A 19,310-nucleotide genomic window follows, 5' to 3' on the forward strand; every position below is an offset into this window, starting at 1 on the left:
AAACGGTCTTCTCTTCGACCTGTTCTGCGGCCAAACCAACCATCATTTGCGCGAAGATGCCCTTGTCGCTCCAGCGCTTCCAACGATTGTAGAGCGTCTTGTGAGGGCCATATTCCTTCGGAGCATCCCGCCAACGCAACCCATTGCGGTTGATGAAGATAATCCCGCTCAGAACACGACGATCATCGACGCGTGGCTTGCCGTGGGACTTCGGGAAGTAAGGCTCCAGGCGCGCCATCTGCGCGTCGCTCAACCAGAAAAGATCAGACATGTCACCGCTCTGTTTTCGGACGGTGAATCATGACGCCTCAATGAAATCAATGGGTCCTGACCCTAAAACTGAACGAAGATGAAGTTACGCTCACAGACGACGAATCCGTTCTACATCACATTAACTGGGAACCATCATGAGATGCTTACGTTTGTAGACATCAAGGTGGCTCCGAGCAGTGCAGATTAAACCGCTTCGCCAGAGGTGGTCTGATCTGCACAACCGCATCTACTAAACAGAGGACTTCCGGTGCGCACTTGACTGTGTCGGTTCGATGCGCACAATGCAGGTCCGAAGGCTGTTTCGCAGAGGGTCGGCCTTTGATTTTGTTGGATTTTTTCTGGCTTTCTGCGGCCCCTACCGCCGGAGCCAATCTCTCCTAAATCACTAAAAAGATTGGCACTTACGCGACGAGAGTCGCAGAGTGCCCCTTATGGCACGATTCCTGTCCCCCCGCCTCGCACAAACACTGGCACAGGAGACGGAGACATGCGGTCCCAGGTCTCGGCACAAGCACACCTCGAATAGCGGCCCACGGGCTTCCATTGGCGTCGCCGCTGGCCGCGCCGGGTGCTGAAGACCTGCACCCCATCAAAAAAAGTGTCACTCGTCCTTTCTCTTCGGTCCCACGTCCTCCCCGACGCGAAGGCGATTTGACGGAGAGAACGATGGCGATTGCGCTCGACATCATGGAACGGCTCCTTGTGGAGCTCTGCCGCTTCCTCATTGAGGCTGCGGATGTGGCGCGTGAAATGGCTCCCCCGCGGACGCCGGAAGCTGCGGCCTTCGAGTTGAACTGTGCCAACGCTGCCGTAGCGACGCTGCGGCATGCCATCGCGACACGCGATCGCTCTATGGCGCAAAGCCCGCTCCATGAGGTCGCCGTCCGGCTCGGCATCACTCTGGATGAGACCGATCCTGAATGGCAGCGGCTTGCATTCCGTGCCCTGCGGGTCATGCTGGATGCTGAACGGGAGAACCTGCGCCGCGATCAGGGTGTGTTCGATAGTCCTGCAGCGGCATTGAAGGCTGCGCGCGATCACGTCGACGCGACGGCGCCTTGTCGCGGAGGTGGAACGGCAGGTTTTCGGTCTCGGTGCCCCGCCCGGAACGCGCTGTCCTCTTGGCGGGCGCCACGCAGGGCCTGTTGGCAACTCTGAGCCAAGGCTTTAGCCCGCTCGGCCTGATCTCCACAATCCAGAATCAGCAGATCGCATCGCGCCTTGCCGGAATGCATCAGACGGTGTCTGATCATGCAGAATCTGCAGATCTGCAGTCGTGCCGTTTCGGGGCTCGGCCTCGGCGTCTCCTCGGCAGGCTTTGCCTTGATGCTGAGACGTCTGAAAGGGACCGAGACCCATCTAAGAGCGATAGAGGACAAGCTTGACAAGGTGACTGATCAGCCTGACTTTGCTTCCCTGCGCTGGTCAATTTCACGCCCGTAGAGGATCGTCGCTCACCCCTCCCCGTCGTCGCCGCGCTCGGTGCTGTAGGTCTCGAAGAGCTTGTTCTGGGCGATGAAGAAGGCGAACAGCGCCGCTGTCAGGCCGAAGGTTTTGAAATAGACCCAGGAGTCCGTGCTCATCGTCCGCCAGATCACCTCGTTGAGCAGCGCGAGCCCGGCGAAGAACGCCGCCAGGCGGCGGGTCAGGATCATCCATCCTTCCGGCGCGAGGGGCATGAGCTCTTCCATCACCAGCCGCAGGTAGCTCTGGCCGCGCAGGAGGCCGACCCCGAGAACGCCAGCGAAGAGCAGGTAGATCATCGTCGGCTTCATCTTGAAGAACCGGTCGTCGTTGAGCCAGACCGAGAGCCCGCCGAAGATCACCACCAGCACGACCGTCGCAAGCTGCATCCGGCTGAGCTTGCCGGTGAGTTTCCACAGCGCCAGCGTCGACAGGATGAGCAGCGGGATGAACCCGGCGGTCACGACGATGAAGCCCTCGTATTCGCGCCCGCCGATGGTGAAGATCGTGTCCTTCAGCCACAGGTAGGCGGCGAAGAAGATCACGATCGGCCCCAGCTCCAGCGCCGATTTCACCACGGGATTTACCGATTTGTCATCCATGCTCTGTCTCTCTCCTATCCGCCCATTTCAACGATGACCGCGCCGACGGCGATGAGCGCCATGAGCGCGATCCGCCGCGGGCCCACCGTCTCGCCCAGCACCAGCCAGCCGATCACGGCGGCAAAGACCGTCGATGTCTCGCGCAATACCGCCGCTTCCCCCACCTTGTCGAGCCGTGTGGCCAGCATGATCGCGCCGAAACTGGCGAAGGCCACCATTCCGCCGATCACCCCGCGCAGCATCAAGGGCCCGAGGGCGGGGTGTTCGCGCATCCCCCGCCAGCGCCGGGCCGCGATCACGGGCATCACGAACCCGTCGATGAAGAAGAACCAGGCGAGGAAGGTGAAGGGGTCGGCCGTGGCGCGGATGCCGTAGGCGTCGTAGGTGGTGTAGAGCGCGACGAAGAGCCCGGTGGTAACGGCGAGCAGGAGCGCCGTGCCGAAGCTCTCGCGTTGGGAGGTCATGAACACATAGTTGTAGAGCGCAAGGCCGAAGATCCCCGCCAGCAGCACCCCCACCCCGAGCCATTGCACGCCGGTGAAATGTTCGTTGAAGATGAGCGAGGCGCCGATGACCGTGAAGAGCGGGCCGGTGCCGCGCACAACCGGGTAGACCACCGTGTAGGCGCCTTTCATGTAGGCCTGCGCCTGCAGCAGCTTGTAGCAGACGTGGATCACGAAGACGCCGGCGAAGATCGGCCACATGTGCGGCTCGGGCCAAGGCACGACGAAGAGCGCGAAGGGCGCGGCCATGACGCCGTAGCTGAAGTCGATCGCGCCGCGCGAAAGCCAGGGATCGTGCCGGCCCTTCTGCAGCGCGCCGAAGACCGCATGGAGGAACGCCGCCATGAGCGCGAGGCCGAGGGCGAGCTGGTGGCCCGCCTCGGTGCCTTCGAGGGAAATCAGCCAGTCGCTCATCCCGGGAACCCGGGCGCCCGCCCGCGGGTTGTCCCACACTGGCAAACCGGGGAGCGGCGCATGGAAACGGACAGCGGATCATCCATCATCTGGGAGACGATACTCGGCGAGCTTGACGGCACGTTCTCGGTCGTGCCGCCGGAAATTTCGGCGATCCGGCTGTTGGCGGCGGTGCTGTTCGGCGGGATCGTGGGCTTTGAGCGCGAGGCGCAGGGCAAGCCCGCGGGCCTGCGGACGCACATGCTCGTCTCCATGGCCGCGGCGCTTTTCATCGTGGTGAGCCAACAGCTCAGCGCCCTGCCCTTCGGCACATCCGAGGCCGTGCAGATCGACCCGCTGCGCCTGATCGAAGCGGTAACCGCGGGCGTCGCCTTCCTCGCGGCGGGGATCATCTTTTCCTCCGGCGGCAAGGTCCACAACATCACCACGGGTGCCTCGCTCTGGCTTGCCGGCGCGGTGGGGCTGGCCTGCGGCTCGGGGCAGGTCCCGCTCGCCGCACTGGCCACCGGGATCGTTGTCATCGTCCTCTTCGCGCTGCGCCATCTGGATCGCTGGATCGCGCCGAAGTAGCCCCGAGGGGCAGATCCGTCAGCCATTCGTGGCCCCGGTCAGCGCATTGGCGAAATCGCGCGGATCGAAGGGGGCGAGGTCATCGATCTGCTCGCCGACGCCGATGGCATGGATCGGCAGGCCGAACTTGTCGGCCAGCGCCACGAGCACGCCGCCCTTGGCCGTCCCGTCGAGTTTGGTCATCACCAGTCCCGAAACATCGGCAAGCTTGCGGAAGGTCTCGACCTGGCTCAGCGCGTTCTGGCCGGTGCTCGCATCCAGCACCAGCAGCGTATTGTGCGGCGCATCCGGGTCCTTCTTGCGGATGACGCGGACGATCTTGGCGAGCTCTTCCATCAAGTCCGCGCGGTTCTGCAAGCGCCCGGCCGTGTCGATCAGCAGAAGGTCCGCGCCATCGGCCTCGGCCTTGGTCATCGCGTCGAACGCAAGGCTGGCCGGGTCGGACCCCTCCGGCGCGGTGAGAACAGGCACGCCCGCCCGCTCGCCCCAGACCTGAAGCTGTTCGACCGCCGCGGCGCGGAACGTGTCGCCCGCGGCGATCACCACCGATTTGCCCGCCGCGCGGAACTGGCTGGCGAGCTTGCCGATCGTCGTGGTCTTGCCCGAGCCGTTGACCCCGACGACCAGCACCACCTGCGGCGTTTTGGGATAGAGAGGCAGGGGCCGGGCCACGGGCTCCATGATCCGCGTAACCTCATCGGCCAGCAGGGTCTTGATCTCGTCGACCGAGAGCTTCCGCCCGATGCGCCCCTCGGCCATGTTGGCCGCCACGCGCAGCGCGGTATCGACGCCCATATCCGCCGCGATCAGCAGCTCTTCGAGCTGTTCGATCATCTCGTCGTCGAGCACCCGGCGCAGCACGGGCGCCGCCTCGCGCCGCCCCATGAGCCGACCGAGAATCCCCGGTCTGGCGCGCTCCTCCTGAGGGATTTCCACCGGCGTGGGTGCGGGCGCGGGTGTCTCGGCCGGGCGCTCCTGTGGCAAGTCGTCTGGCATTTCGGAGGGCGCCTCCGGGATCTCTTCCGGCGCCTGGGGCGCTTGCGGCAGGTCCGGCGCCGGCGCGGCGGGCGGCGCGGCCGGATCGCTCGGCATCGGCGCCTCCTGCGGCGCGGGCCGGGGCTCCGGCAGGTCCGGCGCGGGCGCAGGCAGCGGCTCCGGCGCGGGCACAGGATCGCTCGGCTGCGGCGCTTCCGGCGGCGCCTCGGGCGACGTATCGGGCTCGGGCGCCCCGCCCGGATCTACCTCGCCGCCCTCTTCGACTATGGCCTCCAGCCCCTCATCGATCTTCGACGAGGATTTGAAAAGACGGTCCTTGAGCTTCTTGAGAAAGGCCATGGGGCGGCTCCGGTTGACTTGGTGCCGGATCTCTGCGGCTCCGGGAAAATGCGGCGCGGGCGCGCCGGTCCCCCCTGAGGTAATGCGGAACGCCGCCGGATGGAAGGGGCCGGCGCATCGGGGCTTTTCTCGGCCGCGCCACTCTGGCAGCGTGGCGCCATGAGACCACACCGCCTGACCGCCGCCCTCGCCTTGCTCGTCTGTTCCGACGGCGCCGCCCTCGCCGCCATGAGCGCCGAGGAATTTGCCGCGCGCACCACCGGAAAGACCCTGCTCTTTCGCGCCGACGGGGCGCCCTACGGCGCCGAGGAATACCGCGAGGGGCAGCGCGTGCGCTGGTCCTTCCTCGACGGGCAGTGCCTTGAGGGGCGCTGGTACGAGGACGCGGGCCGGATCTGTTTCGTCTACGACGATCGCCCCGACGCGGCGCAATGCTGGCTCTTCGAGCCCGATGGCCCGCGCTTCTCGGTCCGTTTCGATGGCGATGACGCGACGCTCTATTCGGCCGAGCCGAGTGCGGAGCCGCTGCTCTGCCTCGGCCCCGAGATCGGCGTCTAGGCGCTAGAGCAGACTGCCCTGTTCGGGGGTGTCCTCGGGCTTGGCCTTGCCGCTGCGGCGTTTGCCATCGAGCGCGAGTCGGCCGTCCTTGAACTCGATCTCGAGCCCCTTGGCGCGCCCCGCCTCCGCGCGGCTTGTGACGACACCCGCCTCCGAGCGCACGACCGCATAGCCGCGCTCCAGAGTGCCGCGATAGCTCAGGGTTTCGTTGAGCCGGGCAAGGCCGGTCAGCCGGTCGCGCCAGAGTCGCGTCTGGCGGCGCGCGGCCTCCACGAAGGACTGGCTCACGCGGTCGAGTTCCTGCGCCGTGCGATCCATCTCCCGCGCCAGTGTGCGCAGCGAAAGCCGGTCGGCGCGGCGGGCGAGCAGATCGCGGCGGATGTCTTGACCGCGCGTGAAGGCCGGGGCGAGCCGGGAGCCGCGCTCCTCCAGCCGCCGGGCTTCACCGTCGAGTTGTCGGCGCAACCCGGCCGGGCGGAGCGCGCCGGAGAGATCCGAAAGCTGCACCCGGTGCCGCTGAACCCCGCGCAAAAGCGCCTGCGGCAAGCGGTCGGAGAGTACGTCGAGCCTCTGGCGCGGGCCATCGAGCAGGGTTTCGGGGCGCGGCAGCGCGCGCGACAGATCCTGCAACCGCTGGCCGCGTTGGGCGAGCGCCTGGCTGCTGGCCTGGCGCATCCGCCCACCCTGCCCTTCGAGCCAGCTGAGCAGATCGGCCCGGACGGGCACGGCCATTTCCGCCGCTGCGGTGGGCGTCGGCGCGCGCCGATCGGCGGCGAAATCGATCAGCGTGGTATCGGTCTCGTGGCCCACGGCCGATATCAGCGGGATCTCCGAGGCGGCGGCAGCGCGCACGACAGCCTCCTCGTTGAATCCCCACAGATCCTCGATGCTCCCGCCCCCGCGCGCGACGATCAGCAGATCGGGCCGCGGCAGCGCGCCGCCCGGCGTCATCGCGTTGAACCCGGCAATGGCGCGGGCAACCTCGGCGGCGCAGCGCTCGCCCTGCACGGCCACGGGCCAGAGCAGGACCTTGCGCGGGAATCGGTCGCGCAGGCGGTGAAGAATGTCGCGGATGACCGCGCCCGACGGCGAGGTCACCACCCCGATCACCTCGGGCAGAAACGGCAGCGGCTGTTTGCGCGCATCGTCGAAAAGCCCCTCGGCGGCGAGCGCCTTGCGACGTTTTTCCAGCATCGCCATGAGCGCACCGAGGCCCGCGGGCTTGAGATCGTCGATGACCAACTGGTATTTCGACTGGCCGGGAAAGGTCGTGACGCGGCCCGTCGCGACCACCTCCATCCCCTCCTCCGGCTGGACCTGTAGCCGCGCGGCGACGCCCTTCCAGATCACCCCGGACATGACCGCGCGGTCGTCCTTGAGATCGAGATAGACATGACCCGAGCGCGGCCGGCTCACCCGGCCCAGCTCGCCCCGGATCCGCACATGGCCGAACTCGCCCTCGATCACCCGTTTGATCGCGCCGGAGATTTCCGAAACGGTGAATTCGGGCTCGTTGGCGCCCGGGGAAGGCTCGTCGATCAGGTCCATGCTTGCTCCTTTGCCGGGCCGACCTTAGAACGCCCCGGAGAGAAGGCCAAGCAGGAGCGCGCGCCCATGAACATCCTCATCCTTGGTGGCGGCGGCCGCGAACACAGCCTCGCCTGGGCTGTGCTGCAGAACCCCAAATGCGACAAGCTCATCGTGGCGCCCGGCAATGCCGGAATCGCGGCGATGGCCGATTGCGCCGACATCGACATCGAGGATGGCGGGGTCGTCGCCGGCTTCGTGGCCGAAAACGCCATCGACTTCGTGATCATCGGCCCCGAAGCGCCGCTGGCCGCCGGCGTGGCCGACCGGCTGCGCGAGGCGGGCGTGCTGGTCTTCGGGCCGTCGAAGGCGGCGGCGGAGCTTGAGGCCTCGAAAGGGTTCACCAAGGAGATTTGCGACGCGGCCAAGGCCCCCACGGCGGCGTATGCGCGGTTTACCGAGGCCGGTCCCGCCAAGGCGTACGTCCGCGCGCAGGGCGCCCCGATCGTGGTCAAGGCCGATGGGCTCGCGGCGGGCAAGGGCGTCATCGTGGCCGAAACCGAAGCGCAGGCGCTGGCGGCGATCGACGACATGTTCGGCGGGGCCTTCGGCGGCGCGGGCGCGGAGGTAGTGATCGAGGAATTCATGACCGGCGAAGAGGCGTCTTTCTTCGTGCTCTGCGACGGCGAGAGCGTGCTGCCCATCGGCACGGCGCAAGATCACAAGCGCGTCGGCGAAGGCGACACCGGCCCCAACACCGGCGGCATGGGCGCCTATTCCCCGGCCCCGATCCTTGACGAGACGGTGGCCGCGCGCGCGCTCGACGAGATCATCAAGCCGACCATGGCCGAAATGGCGCGGCGCGGAACGCCCTATCAGGGCGTGCTTTACGCCGGGCTGATGATCGAGAACGGCGCGCCGCGGCTGGTGGAATACAACGTCCGCTTCGGCGATCCGGAGTGTCAGGTGCTGATGATGCGGCTGGGCGCGCAGGCGCTCGACCTGATGCACGCCTGCGCGGAGGGGCGGCTGTCGGAGGTGGCGGTCAACTGGGCCGAGGATCACGCGATCACCGTGGTGATGGCCGCCGCCGGATATCCGGGCGCCTATGAGAAGGGCTCGGAAATTCGCGGGCTCGAGGCCTTGCCGGAAGACAGCAGCAACATGGTGTTTCACGCCGGGACGCGCGCAGCGGGCGGGCGGATCGAAGCCGCGGGCGGCCGGGTGCTCAACGTGACCGCGCGGGGCGCGACGCTGCGCGAGGCCGCGAGCCGGGCTTATGAGATTGTGGACCGGATCGACTGGCCGGAGGGGTTCTGCCGCCGCGACATCGGCTGGCGCGCGCTCTGACGCCCCGCCCGCGGGGGGCTCACTCCGCAGCCAGCCCTTCGGTAAACTGCAACCGCGCCAGCCGGGCGTAGAGCCCGTTTTGCGCGACGAGCTCGGCGTGGGTGCCCTCGGCCACGATCCGCCCCTCTTCCATGACGATGATCCGGTCGGCCTTCTTCACCGTTGCAAGCCGGTGCGCCACAACGAGCGTGGTGCGGCCCCGGCTGACCTCCTCGATCGCGCGCTGCACCGCGAGCTCGCTCTCGGCATCAAGCGCGCTTGTCGCTTCATCAAGCAGCAACACGGGCGCGTCGCGCAGGATCGCGCGGGCGATGGCGATGCGCTGTTTCTGTCCGCCCGAGAGCATGACACCGCGCTCGCCGAGGTAGCTGTCATAGCCCTCCGGGAGGGCCGAGATGAACCCGTGCGCCGCCGCCGAGCGCGCCGCGGCCTCGACCTCCGCCTCGCTCGCGTCCGGCCGGCCGAAGCGGATGTTCTCCCGCGCTGAGGTCGCGAAGATGACCGGATCCTGCGGCACGAGGGCCATGTGCTGGCGGAACGCCACCCGCGACATGCCCGTGAGCGCGACCCCGTCGAGCGAGACGGTGCCCGCGTCGGGATCATAGAATCGCTGCAGGAGCTGGATGATGGTGCTTTTGCCCGCGCCGGAAGGGCCGACGAAGGCGACCGTCTCTCCGGACGAGACCGAGAACGACACGTCATCGAGCGCGGCCACGTCGGGGCGCGTGGGGTAGCGGAAGGTCACGTGCGAGAAATCGACCCGGCCCGTCACCGGCTCGGGCAGCGAGACCGGCGCCGACGGATCCTTCACCGTGTCCTCGGCCTCCAGCAACTCGACCAGCCGCTCGGTCGCGCCCGCCGCGCGCTGGACCTCGCCCCAGACCTCCGAGAGCGCGGCAAGCGCCCCCGCCACCATCACCGCGTAGATCACGAATTGCACCAGCGCGCCCGCCGACATCGCATCGGCCCGCACATCGCGCGCGCCCACCCAGAGCACCGCGACGACGCCTGAAAAGATAAGGAAAATAACGATCGCCGTCATCGCAGCACGGGTGCGAATGCGGCGTTGGGCGGCGCGATAGCTGGCCTCGGTCATGTCGTCGAACTGTTCGCGCACCGCCGCCTCGCGGGTGTAGGCCTGCACCGTCGAGAGGCCAAGCAGCGTCTCGGAGGCATTGCCCGAACTGGCCGCGATCCACTCCTGATTCTCCCGGCTGAGCCCGCGCAGGCGCCGCCCCAGCGTCAGGATCGGGATCATGACGAAGGGCACCACGATCAGCACGAGGCCGGTGAGCTTGAAGGAGGTCACGAGCAAGAGCACCAGCCCGCCGACGAAGATCAGGATGTTGCGCAGCGCGATGGAGATCGACGAGCCGATGACGCTCTGGATCAGCGTGGTGTCGGTGGTGATCCGGCTGAGGATCTCGCCGGTCATCACCGTCTCGCGGAAGCGCGGGCTCATGACCGTCATGCGCGCGAACACGGCCTTGCGCAGATCCGCCACCACCCGCTCGCCCAGCTTCGTCACCAACGCGTAGCGCAGCGCCGTGCCGGCTGCGAGCAGCGCCACCATGCCGATGGCCGCACCAAAATAGAGGTTGAGCAGTTGCCCGTCATGAGAGCCGAAATTGTCGATCACCCGGCGCACCGCGATCGGCAGGCTGAGCGAGACCATCGCGGTCAGAACCAGCGCGATCCCCGCCCCGAGGGTCAGCGCCCAATAGGGCCGCAGAAAGGGCACAAGGGCCCGCAGGATCCCGATACGGCGGGAGCCGGGGCGGTCGCGATCCGCCTCATTGGCCGGATGAGCGCGCGGCGTTTGAGCCATCTCTACCTCGCATGTGTCGTCCGGGCTGGGTCGTACCGGGCTGGATCGTCGGTCGGCGCCGTACCTGCCCCCAGGGGGCCGCGCCGCGCCGACCCCCACCATTGCCGTCTGGCGCCGCTAAAATCAAGGCTGGCGCGTCCGGGTTGTCACAATGACGCACGGCGCCCGAAGGCGCCGTCAAATCCGAAGGAACGGTTTGTGCGAAAAGCCCTGATCAGGCGCCCCAGGTGCGAACGGGCCCGCAATCCATATGGACGAAGTCGGAGCGCGAATACCGGCCCACACCGCCACCCTTGCAGGCCGCCGCGGCCTTGGCCATCTGGGCCACCGAGCGGGTCGCGAGCCGAAGATCGGCCGCCTGCCCCTTCATGTGGAGCGAATTCTTGGCAACGCCGCTGGAGCGCGCGCGCAGCATCGCGTTGGTCTGGGGGCTGCGATAGCCCGAGAGCAGCAAGTAGGGCTCCGAGACATCCATGAGGTTATGCGCCGCGGCCATGATGTCGATGGTGCGGGTGTCAATCTGCTTGACCTCGCCCGTGCGCCAGTCGCGCATGAAGGACCAGACCTCCTTGACCGCATCGCGCACATACTCGCCCTCGACCCAGTAGATCGTGTCGATGCTCTCGCCGGTGCGGCCCGAATACATCGTGATCCGGCGCACATCGCCAGCCCCCCGCAGGAAGCCCACGGCGTTGGAATAGGTCGGTGCTGCTGTGACTGCCGTTGCTGCAAAAGCGCCCAGCAAAGCGCGCCGCGTCATGCCCGTTCTGATCATATAGCGAATCCTGTCGCCTCATAACCGGCGCCTTTGACGCCGTCTTGTTGTCATCCCCACGCCGAAGTTTTGACACAGCGGTCCGCTATCTCCAACCCATGCGGGGCGCGGGTTCCGTAGTTTTGCCTATGGTCGGCGATAATTTGCGCAAAAGCGCTTTGAAAGATTGCGTTTCCGTTTATTTTCATCGGTCTGCGCTTTTTGAGTGGCGCGAAATGGCCACGGCGCGGGCCCTTTCGGGATTGTGAGTGGACAAGGCCCGGGCGAGCGCGTCTAACTCGGTCTCGACTGAGGATTTACGTGTTTACGAGGTTGGCAATGCATCTTTCGTTTCCTTCGCCCCGTGCCCGGGCGCGCTCCGGACTGACCGGGCTGCTTCTTTTGATTGCCGCGCTGACAATGGCCCTGCCCGGGCTTGCGCGGGCGCAAGTGACCGCCTTCAATCAGGCCGTGGCCACCGCCGCCGCCGGGGACCGCGACATCGCGGGGTTCTACAAGGCGGTCAACTACGAGGGGATCTGGACCGGTAAGGATGACCGCGCGCGGCGCGCGGCGCTGATCTCGGCGCTGGAGCGCGCGGGCGATCACGGCCTGCCCACGGCGCGGTTCTCGCCCGATGCGCTGAAGGCAAAGATGGACGCGACGAAAGACCCCGCGGCGCTCGGCCGGCTCGAGGTGGAAATCAGCGCGCTCTTCCTCGACTATGCCCGCAGCCTGCAGACCGGCCTGCTGACCCCGTCGCGCATCGACGAGGGGCTGGTGCGCGAAGTGCCCTATCGCGCGCGGCAATCCTATCTCGTCAATCTCATGAAGAGCGATCCGCGCGGCTTTTTCAACGCGCTCGCGCCGCGCACGCCGGAATACACCCGGCTGATGAAGGAAAAGCTCCGGCTGGAGACGCTGATCGGCCGTGGCGGCTGGGGCCCGACCGTGGCCGCGACCAAGCTCGAACCCGGCGCCAGCGGCCCGTCTGTGATCGCCCTGCGCGACCGGCTTGCGGCGATGGGCTTCATCGGGCGCAGCGCGACCCAGACCTACGACGCCGAAATCCAGTCTGCGGTCCAGCAGTTCCAACTCGCCCACGGGCTCAGCCCCGATGGCGTCGCCGGCAGCGGCACCCTCAAGGAGCTCAACGCCTCGCCCGAGCGCCGGCTGCAATCGGTGATCGTCGCGATGGAGCGCGAGCGCTGGTTCAACCGCCCGCGCGGCAAGCGCCATGTGCTCGTCAACCTCACCGATTTCAAAGCCCGCATCATCGACAACAACGCGGTGACCTTCGAAACCCGTACCGTTGTCGGCGCCAACCAGTCGGACCGGCGCAGCCCGGAATTTTCCGATGTTATGGAATTTCTGGTCATCAACCCCAGCTGGTACGTCCCGCGCTCGATCGCGACGAAGGAATACCTGCCGATGCTGCAAGAGAATCCCAACGCGGTCCGGCATCTGGAAATCACCGATTCGAACGGCCGCCGGATCGATCGCAGCGCGGTGGACTTCACCAGCCTCACCGAGAAGACCTTCCCCTTCGCCATGCGCGAGCCGCCGAGCCAGGGCAACGCGCTCGGGATCGTGAAATTCATGTTCCCCAACCGCTACAACATCTACCTGCACGACACCCCCGCCAAGAGCCTCTTCTCGCGCGAGGTTCGCGCCTATTCGCATGGCTGCATCCGCCTCGCCGAGCCGCGCGAATTTGCCTATGCGCTGCTTGCGCGCCAGACCGCCGATCCGCAAGGCTACTTCCAGTCGGTGCTGGCGACAGGCCGCGAGACGCGGGTGAACCTCAAGCAGCCGGTGCCGGTCCACATCATCTACCGCACCGCCTACACACAAGCCGACGGGCGCACGCAGTTCCGGCGCGACGTCTATGGCCGCGATGCCCGGATCTGGGCGGCTCTGGCGAAAGAAGGGGTGGCCTTGCGCTCGGTTCAGGGGTAAGCCTCGCCGCATCCTGACCTCAGGGGTGCGCCTTCGATGAAAGCCTACGCGATCCGCGACATAGCCGCCGCTCTCGGCGCCGAGGCCCATGGCGAAACTGGGATCGAGATCACCAGTCTGGCCGAACCCGCCGACGCGCGGGCCGACCAGCTCGCCATGGCGATCAAACCCGAATTCGCCGCCCGAATCGGCGATGGCGCGGCCCGCGCGGCAATGCTCCCCGAGGGGGCTGATTGGCGCGCGCTCGGGCTCGCCGCCGCCATCACCGCCCCGCGCCCGCGCTACGCGCTGTCCGGCCTCAGCGCGATGATGGACCCGGGTCAGGGCTGGAGCGAAGGCATCCACCCGACGGCCTTCGTCGATCCCGATGCCAAGCTGGAGCGCGGCGTCTGCATCGGCCCGCTCGCGGTGGTGCTCGCGGGCGCGGAAATCGGCACCGGCACGGTCATCGGCCCGCAGTGTTTCATCGGCCACGAGGCCCGCATCGGCGCGATGTGTTTCCTGCGCGAGGGCGTGCGCGTTGCGGCGCGGGTCAGCCTCGGCGACCGGGTCATCGTGCAGCCGGGCGCGAGCATCGGCGGCGACGGTTATTCCTTCGTGACCCCGGAGCGCAACGCCGTGGACGAGGCCCGCGAAAGTCTCGGCACGAGCGCCCCGTCAGAGACCGTCGCCACGGGGCAAAGCTGGGCGCGGATCCATTCGCTCGGCGGTGTGGAGATCGGCGACGACGTGGAAATCGGCGCCAACGCCTGCATCGACCGCGGCACCATCCGGGACACCCGCGTCGGCGCAGGCACCAAGATCGACAACCTCGCCCAGATCGGCCACAACGTCGTGATCGGCACCGATTGCATGATCTGCGCGCAGGTCGGAATCGCCGGCAGTTCGGTCATCGGCAACAACGTCATCCTCGGCGGCCAGACCGGCATTTCGGACAATCTCACCGTCGGCGACAACGTCGTTACCGGCGGCGCGACCAAGGTCCTGAGCTCGATCCCGGCGGGCCGCGTCATGCTTGGCTATCCGGCGATGAAAATGGCCACGCATATCGAAAGCTACAAGGCCATCCGGCGCCTGCCCCGCCTCCTACGAGAGGTTGCGGCGCTCAAGAAGATGGTTCAAGATTCCGACCCCCGTGACTAAACGACAGGCAACCGAAGGGATGTCCCGCATGAATGTCGAAACCAAAACCATCGAGATCATCGCCCAGCAGGCCATGCTGGAGCCCTCCGACATCTCGCTCGACAGCACGCTGGAGGAGGTGGGGATCGACAGCCTCGGGCTGGTGGAAAGCATTTTTGCCATCGAAGAGGCCTTCGACATCTCGATCCCGTTCAACGCCAACAACCCCACCGAGAGCGAGTTCGACATCTCCAGCGTCCGTTCCATCGTCGCCGGCATCGAACGGCTGATCAAGGAACAGGCCTGAGCCGCAGCACATGAACCGAGTTGTGATCACAGGCGCCGGGACGATCAACGCCCTCGGCACCGGCGTCCCCGCGACGCTCGAGGCGATGCGCGAGGGGCGCTGCGGTATCGGCCCGCTGGAGTTTCGCGACGTCGAGCGCCTGTCGATCCGCATCGGCGGACAGGTGCGCGATTATGAGCCCGAGGCGCTCTTCAACCGCCAGCAGATCGTCCTCTATGACCGTTTCACCCAGTTCACCCTGCTTGCCGCGCGCGAGGCGATCGAGCAATCGGGCCTGACCTTCATCGGCGAGCTCGCGGCCACCAGCGGCGTGGTGCTGGGCACGGCCGGCGGCGGCGTCAGCACCTGGGATGACAATTACCGCTCGGTCTACGAGGACGGCAAGAACCGGGTCCACCCCTTCGTCGTGCCCAAGCTGATGAACAACGCCGCCGCGAGCCACGTGAGCATGGAGTGGAACCTCAAGGGCCCCTCCTTCACCGTCTCGACCGCCTGCGCCTCGTCGAACCATGCGATGGCCCAGGCGTTCCAGCTCGTCCGCTCCGGCGCCTCCAAGGTGATGGTGACGGGCGGCGCGGAATCCATGCTCTGCTTCGGCGGGGTCAAGGCCTGGGAAGGGCTGCGCGTCATGAGCCGCGACGCCTGCCGCCCGTTCAGCGCCAACCGCAACGGCATGGTTCAGGGCGAGGGCGCGGGGGTTTTCGTCTTCGAGGACTACGAGCACGCCCGCGCGCGCGGCGCCGAGATCCTCGCCGAGGTGATCGGCGCGGCCATGTCCTCAGACGCGGCCGACATCGTCATGCCCTCCAAACAGGGCGCGGCGCGGGCCATGACCGGCGCGCTGCAGGACGCGCGGATCGCCCAGAGCGACGTGGGCTACATCAACGCCCATGGCACCGGGACGGCCGCCAATGACAAGACCGAATGCGCCGCCGTAGCCGATGCCTTCGGCCACCACGCGAATGATCTGATGATCTCCTCCACCAAGTCGATGCACGGCCATCTCATCGGCGGGACCGGCGCGGTGGAGCTGCTCGCCTGCATCATGGCGCTGCGCGACGGGGTCATCGCGCCGACGATCAGCTATGAAGAGCCCGATCCGGAATGCGCGCTCGACGTGGTTCCCAACGAGGCACGCGAGGCCAGGGTCGATGTGGCGCTGTCCAACGCCTTTGCCTTTGGCGGGCTCAACGCGGTGCTCGCGCTGCGCCGGGTCTGAGCCGCGCCTAGCGGGGCAGCGTGAAGACCTGCCCGGGGTAGATCAGATCCGGATCGCGGATGTGCTCGCGGTTGGCCTCGAAAATCCTGACGTATTCGATCCCCTGCCCGTAGGTCCGCCGGGCGATGGCCCAAAGGGTCGAGCCGGGCTGCACGGTTTCCACCCGGCGCACCTGTGTGGCCGGGCTCTGCGCCTCGGGCGGCCCGGGCTCGGCCAGCGCGCTGCGCACAGTCTCGACCGCCTCGCGCCGGAAGGGGATTTCGGCCCGCGAGACCACATCTCCCTCGGCGTCGAGTTGATCGACCCGCAGCGTATAGACCCCCGCGTCGATCCCGGGCAGCTCGGTCTGCCATGAAATGCCCTCATCGGCCTGCTCGGTCACGATGAGCCGGTTGTCAACATAGACACGCAGGGTCGCTTCCGGCGCGGTCGCCCGCCCGGCAAGCGTCACCGCGCCGTCTTCGGTGTAGGACAGGCGCTCCAGCGCGAGGTCCTTCGGCGGGGTGGCGGGCTGGTTCATGACGCGCAGCCCGGTTTCATCGACCAGAAGCACTTGCGGCGCGGCTGCGGCCGGGCGCGGCTCAGGAGCCGTCACGGGCGCGGCGCTCTGAGGCTCTTGAGCGAGGGCCGCTGTCGTCATCGTCGGCTCTGCCTCCTCACCATCGACACCGACCGTCTCCGGCGCAGGATCAGTCTCCGCCTCCGGGATCACCGCCTCTTTCACGCTCTCTACCGTCACCTCCGGCACCGGGTCTTCCACGACTTCGGGAAGCACATCCGCCGCCGCGTCCTCTGCCGCGAACTGCGGCGCTGTGGCCAGAAGGGCAAGCTCCGTGTCGCCCGCCCCTTCCGCGATCACCGGCGCCGCTGGCGCGTCCTGAGTTGGCGGTGTAAGCGCCGGGCTGCTCTCCGTGGCGATCTCGATATCGGCCGGCGCGCTCACCGGCTCCGCCGCGGCCATGCTCTCATCTGGTGTCTTTTGAAGGGCGTCCGTCGGAGCGGGCTCCGCCGCGGCCGTCTTGGCCTCTGGGGCTGTGCCCTCATCCTCAGGGCGCGCCGCCGGAGCAGGCGGCGCGATGATCACCTGCGCCTCGGAGGCGACGGGCGCCGCCCCCTCGCCGTCGCGCGCGCTGAGCTCCAGAACGCGGGGCGCATCCTCCACGGGCAAGGTCACCAACGCGGCGAACTGCCCGGAAGCATCGGCCTTGGCCGCCCCCACGGGCGCGCCGTCGAGCAGGATCTCGACATCCGAGCCCGGCGCGGCGCGGCCCGCGATGACCGCATCGCCCTCGGGCTCGACCCGAACGGAATCAAACGACGGCGGCGGCGCTGACGGCTGCTCAGGGTCGGGAGGCGCGCCCGCCACTTGCGCCGTCTCGGCCTCCGGCGCCCCTGCAATCGCGCCCGGCGCGTCCTCTCCGGCCTCCGATCCGGCCTCCGTTCCGGCCGCGATCACGCGTGTCTGCGGCAGGTCCGGCTCCGCGGGCAAACCCAAAAACAGCGCCCCCGACGCCCCGATTGCCACCAGCGCAAGCGCCACCAGCCAGCCTTTCCGTCCGGTTTCCGACATCAACTTCCCCAAATGCGGAACACCCGCAGTTGAGCGAGGATAGCAACGCAGCTAACAAGGGTCAAAAGCAAAGGAATTTCGCCAATGGCCTCCCACTCAGTCTGTGTCTTCTGTGGCTCCCGTCCGGGGCGCGATCCGGCCTACATGGCCGATGCCGAAGCGCTCGGCACCGCGCTTGCGGCCCGCGACTGGCGACTCGTCTATGGCGCGGGCGACGTGGGCCTGATGGGCGCGGTCGCGCGCGCGGCGCAAGCGGCGGGCGGCGAGACCTTCGGCGTCATCCCGGTGCACCTGATGCAGCTCGAGGTCGGCAAGGTGGACCTGACGCGCTTCATCGTGACCGAAAACATGCACGAGCGCAAAAAGGTCATGTTCATGAACTGCGACGCGATTGCGCTCCTGCCGGGCGGCGCGGGTTCGCTGGACGAGTTCTTCGAAGTGCTGACCTGGGCGCAGCTCGGGCTGCATCGCAAGGCGATCGTCCTGCTGAACACGAGCGGCTACTGGGATCCGCTGCTGGCACTGGTGCGGCACGCGGTAGATCAGGGCTTTGCCGATGCTTCGCTGCTCGATCTCTTCACCACGGCGGACACTGTCGACGGCGCGCTGGAGCGTCTCGCCCCGACCGGGTGAGCCGGAACGGGGGGCAGGACGGGGTCTGCCGCGCCAGCCTCCGAGCGGGGCAGTTTATGGCGCCAGGGACTTTTCCCCTCAGCGGTCGGCGCGAGACGACAAAAGCGGCAGGCCGCCGGACGTCCTGCCGCTGGCCCGGCGGCTTCGCCTTGAAACCGGGCCTTTAGCGATAGTAGAGCGACTTGCCGTTGTGGAAGACCTGCACCTTTTCAGGCGCGGCGGTGAGGCGGACCGTATCCCCGCGCAGATCGCCATGGATCCCGGGCAGTTTGCCGATCACCGGCTCATGGCTGGCGTCATGCTCGAAGTAGAGTACCGTGACCTCGCCGAGCGCTTCGAGAATGTCGACGCGGCCCTCAAAGATGTACTCCGCCGCGTCGGTCGCGACCATGTCCTCGGGGCGCACGCCCACGTTGACCGCCTTGCCCTTGTCGGCGTCGGTCGTGGGCACAGCCGAGACCGCCACCCCGCCGCTGCCGAGCCGGACGGTCGTCTGGGCGCCGGTGCCCACGATCTCGCCGGGCAGCAGGTTCATCGCCGGCGAGCCGATGAATTGCGCCACAAACTCGTTCTCGGGCCGCTCATAGAGCTGCAGCGGCGTGCCGACCTGGGCGATGCCCTTGTTGGCCAGAACCACGATCCGCGTGGCCAGCGTCATCGCCTCGACCTGATCGTGGGTGACGTAGACCATCGTGCTGTCGGGCATCGATTCCTTGAGCTTGGCGATCTCGATCCGGGTGGCCACGCGCAGCGCGGCGTCGAGGTTGGAGAGCGGCTCGTCGAAGAGATAGACCTTGGGATCGCGCACGATCGAGCGGCCGATGGCCACCCGCTGGCGCTGTCCGCCCGAGAGCTCCTTGGGCAGCCGGTCGAGATATGGCTCTAGCTGCAACACGCCGGCCGCCTTGCTCACCGCGGCGTCGATCTCGGCGCGGGTCTTGCCCGCGAGCTTGAGCGCAAAGCTCATGTTGTCGCGCACGGTCATGTGCGGATAGAGCGCGTAGGATTGGAACACCATGGCGATGCCGCGCTCCGAGGGGGGCACGTCATTGACGACCATCCCGTCAATTTCCAGCGTCCCGGCGCTGATCTTCTCCAGCCCCGCGATCATCCGCAGCAAGGTCGACTTGCCGCAACCAGACGGCCCGACGAACACGACAAGCTCGCCTTTCTGGATGTCGAGATCGATGCCCCTGAGCACCTCGACCTTGCCGCCATAGACCTTGGCGACATCAGTCAGTTTCAGATCAGCCATGCTCACCTCCCAATTTCCCGGTCCAAATTCCGGCCCAATTCCCGGCCCGTACCCCGGTTTCGTTGTA

General features: G+C 67.2%; 18 protein-coding genes. 9 read left to right on the forward strand and 9 right to left on the reverse strand.

Going from position 1 to position 19,310, the window contains the following annotated elements; all coding sequences use genetic code 11:
• Window positions 1–271: transposase (locus tag BM353_RS13935; protein WP_143104174.1), on the reverse strand; the 271-nt coding region annotated here is incomplete at its 3' end.
• A 668-nt stretch (window positions 272–939) separates the two neighbouring features.
• Between BM353_RS13935 and BM353_RS13940 the strand changes: the two genes are divergently transcribed.
• Window positions 940–1,431: a hypothetical protein gene (locus BM353_RS13940; protein WP_092081913.1), complete on the forward strand. Its 492-nt coding sequence runs from the start codon at window positions 940–942 to the stop codon at window positions 1,429–1,431.
• Window positions 1,432–1,727: 296 nt separating this feature from the next.
• On the opposite strand, the gene BM353_RS13945 is transcribed toward BM353_RS13940, so the two are convergent.
• Window positions 1,728–2,339: an inner membrane-spanning protein YciB gene (locus BM353_RS13945; RefSeq protein ID WP_092081915.1), complete on the reverse strand. Its 612-nt coding sequence runs from the start codon at window positions 2,337–2,339 to the stop codon at window positions 1,728–1,730.
• A 14-nt stretch (window positions 2,340–2,353) separates the two neighbouring features.
• Window positions 2,354–3,256, reverse strand: coding sequence for an EamA family transporter (locus BM353_RS13950; RefSeq protein ID WP_092081917.1), 903 nt, complete (start codon window positions 3,254–3,256; stop codon window positions 2,354–2,356).
• Window positions 3,257–3,316: 60 nt separating this feature from the next.
• On the opposite strand from BM353_RS13950, the gene BM353_RS13955 reads away from it, so the two are divergent.
• Window positions 3,317–3,826, forward strand: a complete 510-nt coding sequence (locus BM353_RS13955; protein ID WP_245759661.1) for an MgtC/SapB family protein — start codon at window positions 3,317–3,319, stop codon at window positions 3,824–3,826.
• Between the two features lie 18 nt (window positions 3,827–3,844).
• Here the strand turns inward: BM353_RS13955 and ftsY are convergent, their stop codons facing one another.
• Complete coding sequence (gene ftsY / locus BM353_RS13960; RefSeq protein WP_092081919.1) at window positions 3,845–5,161, reverse strand: signal recognition particle-docking protein FtsY; 1,317 nt, start codon at window positions 5,159–5,161, stop codon at window positions 3,845–3,847.
• A 159-nt stretch (window positions 5,162–5,320) separates the two neighbouring features.
• Here ftsY and BM353_RS13965 point away from each other — a divergent pair, with 159 nt between their 5' ends.
• On the forward strand, window positions 5,321–5,719 hold the full coding sequence (locus BM353_RS13965; protein WP_092082063.1) for a hypothetical protein: 399 nt from the start codon (window positions 5,321–5,323) through the stop codon (window positions 5,717–5,719).
• A gap of 3 nt (window positions 5,720–5,722) precedes the next feature.
• On the opposite strand, the gene xseA is transcribed toward BM353_RS13965, so the two are convergent.
• Complete coding sequence (gene xseA, locus BM353_RS13970; protein WP_092081921.1) at window positions 5,723–7,267, reverse strand: exodeoxyribonuclease VII large subunit; 1,545 nt, start codon at window positions 7,265–7,267, stop codon at window positions 5,723–5,725.
• 66 nt (window positions 7,268–7,333) lie between these two features.
• Here xseA and purD point away from each other — a divergent pair, with 66 nt between their 5' ends.
• Entirely contained in the window at window positions 7,334–8,596 is a 1,263-nt protein-coding gene (gene purD / locus BM353_RS13975; RefSeq protein WP_092081923.1) for a phosphoribosylamine--glycine ligase, read from the forward strand.
• Between the two features lie 19 nt (window positions 8,597–8,615).
• Here the strand turns inward: purD and BM353_RS13980 are convergent, their stop codons facing one another.
• Both BM353_RS13980 and mepK read right to left on the reverse strand, forming a co-directional pair.
• Window positions 8,616–10,424 carry an ABC transporter transmembrane domain-containing protein gene (locus BM353_RS13980; protein WP_092081925.1) on the reverse strand — a complete coding sequence of 603 codons (1,809 nt, stop codon included), beginning with the start codon at window positions 10,422–10,424 and terminating at the stop codon, window positions 8,616–8,618.
• 214 nt (window positions 10,425–10,638) lie between these two features.
• Window positions 10,639–11,199 carry a peptidoglycan L,D-endopeptidase MepK gene (gene mepK / locus BM353_RS13985; RefSeq protein WP_092081927.1) on the reverse strand — a complete coding sequence of 187 codons (561 nt, stop codon included), beginning with the start codon at window positions 11,197–11,199 and terminating at the stop codon, window positions 10,639–10,641.
• A 399-nt stretch (window positions 11,200–11,598) separates the two neighbouring features.
• Here mepK and BM353_RS13990 point away from each other — a divergent pair, with 399 nt between their 5' ends.
• The 4 genes from BM353_RS13990 to BM353_RS14005 are packed head-to-tail and all read left to right on the forward strand — an operon-like array spanning window position 11,599 to window position 15,785.
• The gene (locus BM353_RS13990) at window positions 11,599–13,137 is read left to right on the forward strand and encodes a L,D-transpeptidase family protein (RefSeq protein ID WP_092082065.1); all 1,539 of its coding nucleotides are present in this window, start codon (window positions 11,599–11,601) and stop codon (window positions 13,135–13,137) included.
• A 36-nt stretch (window positions 13,138–13,173) separates the two neighbouring features.
• Entirely contained in the window at window positions 13,174–14,280 is a 1,107-nt protein-coding gene (locus BM353_RS13995; RefSeq protein WP_092081929.1) for a UDP-3-O-(3-hydroxymyristoyl)glucosamine N-acyltransferase, read from the forward strand.
• 28 nt (window positions 14,281–14,308) lie between these two features.
• Window positions 14,309–14,566 (forward strand): acyl carrier protein, encoded by a 258-nt coding sequence (locus tag BM353_RS14000; protein ID WP_092082067.1) that lies wholly within the window; start codon window positions 14,309–14,311, stop codon window positions 14,564–14,566.
• A 10-nt stretch (window positions 14,567–14,576) separates the two neighbouring features.
• Window positions 14,577–15,785 (forward strand): beta-ketoacyl-[acyl-carrier-protein] synthase family protein, encoded by a 1,209-nt coding sequence (locus BM353_RS14005; RefSeq protein ID WP_092081931.1) that lies wholly within the window; start codon window positions 14,577–14,579, stop codon window positions 15,783–15,785.
• 7 nt (window positions 15,786–15,792) lie between these two features.
• On the opposite strand, the gene BM353_RS14010 is transcribed toward BM353_RS14005, so the two are convergent.
• Window positions 15,793–17,355, reverse strand: a complete 1,563-nt coding sequence (locus tag BM353_RS14010) for a LysM peptidoglycan-binding domain-containing protein (RefSeq protein ID WP_092081933.1) — start codon at window positions 17,353–17,355, stop codon at window positions 15,793–15,795.
• An 84-nt stretch (window positions 17,356–17,439) separates the two neighbouring features.
• Between BM353_RS14010 and BM353_RS14015 the strand changes: the two genes are divergently transcribed.
• Window positions 17,440–17,988, forward strand: coding sequence for an LOG family protein (locus BM353_RS14015; protein WP_092081935.1), 549 nt, complete (start codon window positions 17,440–17,442; stop codon window positions 17,986–17,988).
• A 163-nt stretch (window positions 17,989–18,151) separates the two neighbouring features.
• Here BM353_RS14015 and BM353_RS14020 read toward each other — a convergent pair whose 3' ends face one another.
• The gene (locus BM353_RS14020) at window positions 18,152–19,243 is read right to left on the reverse strand and encodes an ABC transporter ATP-binding protein (RefSeq protein ID WP_092081937.1); all 1,092 of its coding nucleotides are present in this window, start codon (window positions 19,241–19,243) and stop codon (window positions 18,152–18,154) included.
• Window positions 19,244–19,310: the final 67 nt, after the last annotated feature.

This window comes from Poseidonocella sedimentorum, assembly GCF_900116005.1.
GTDB classification, from domain to species: domain Bacteria; phylum Pseudomonadota; class Alphaproteobacteria; order Rhodobacterales; family Rhodobacteraceae; genus Poseidonocella; species Poseidonocella sedimentorum.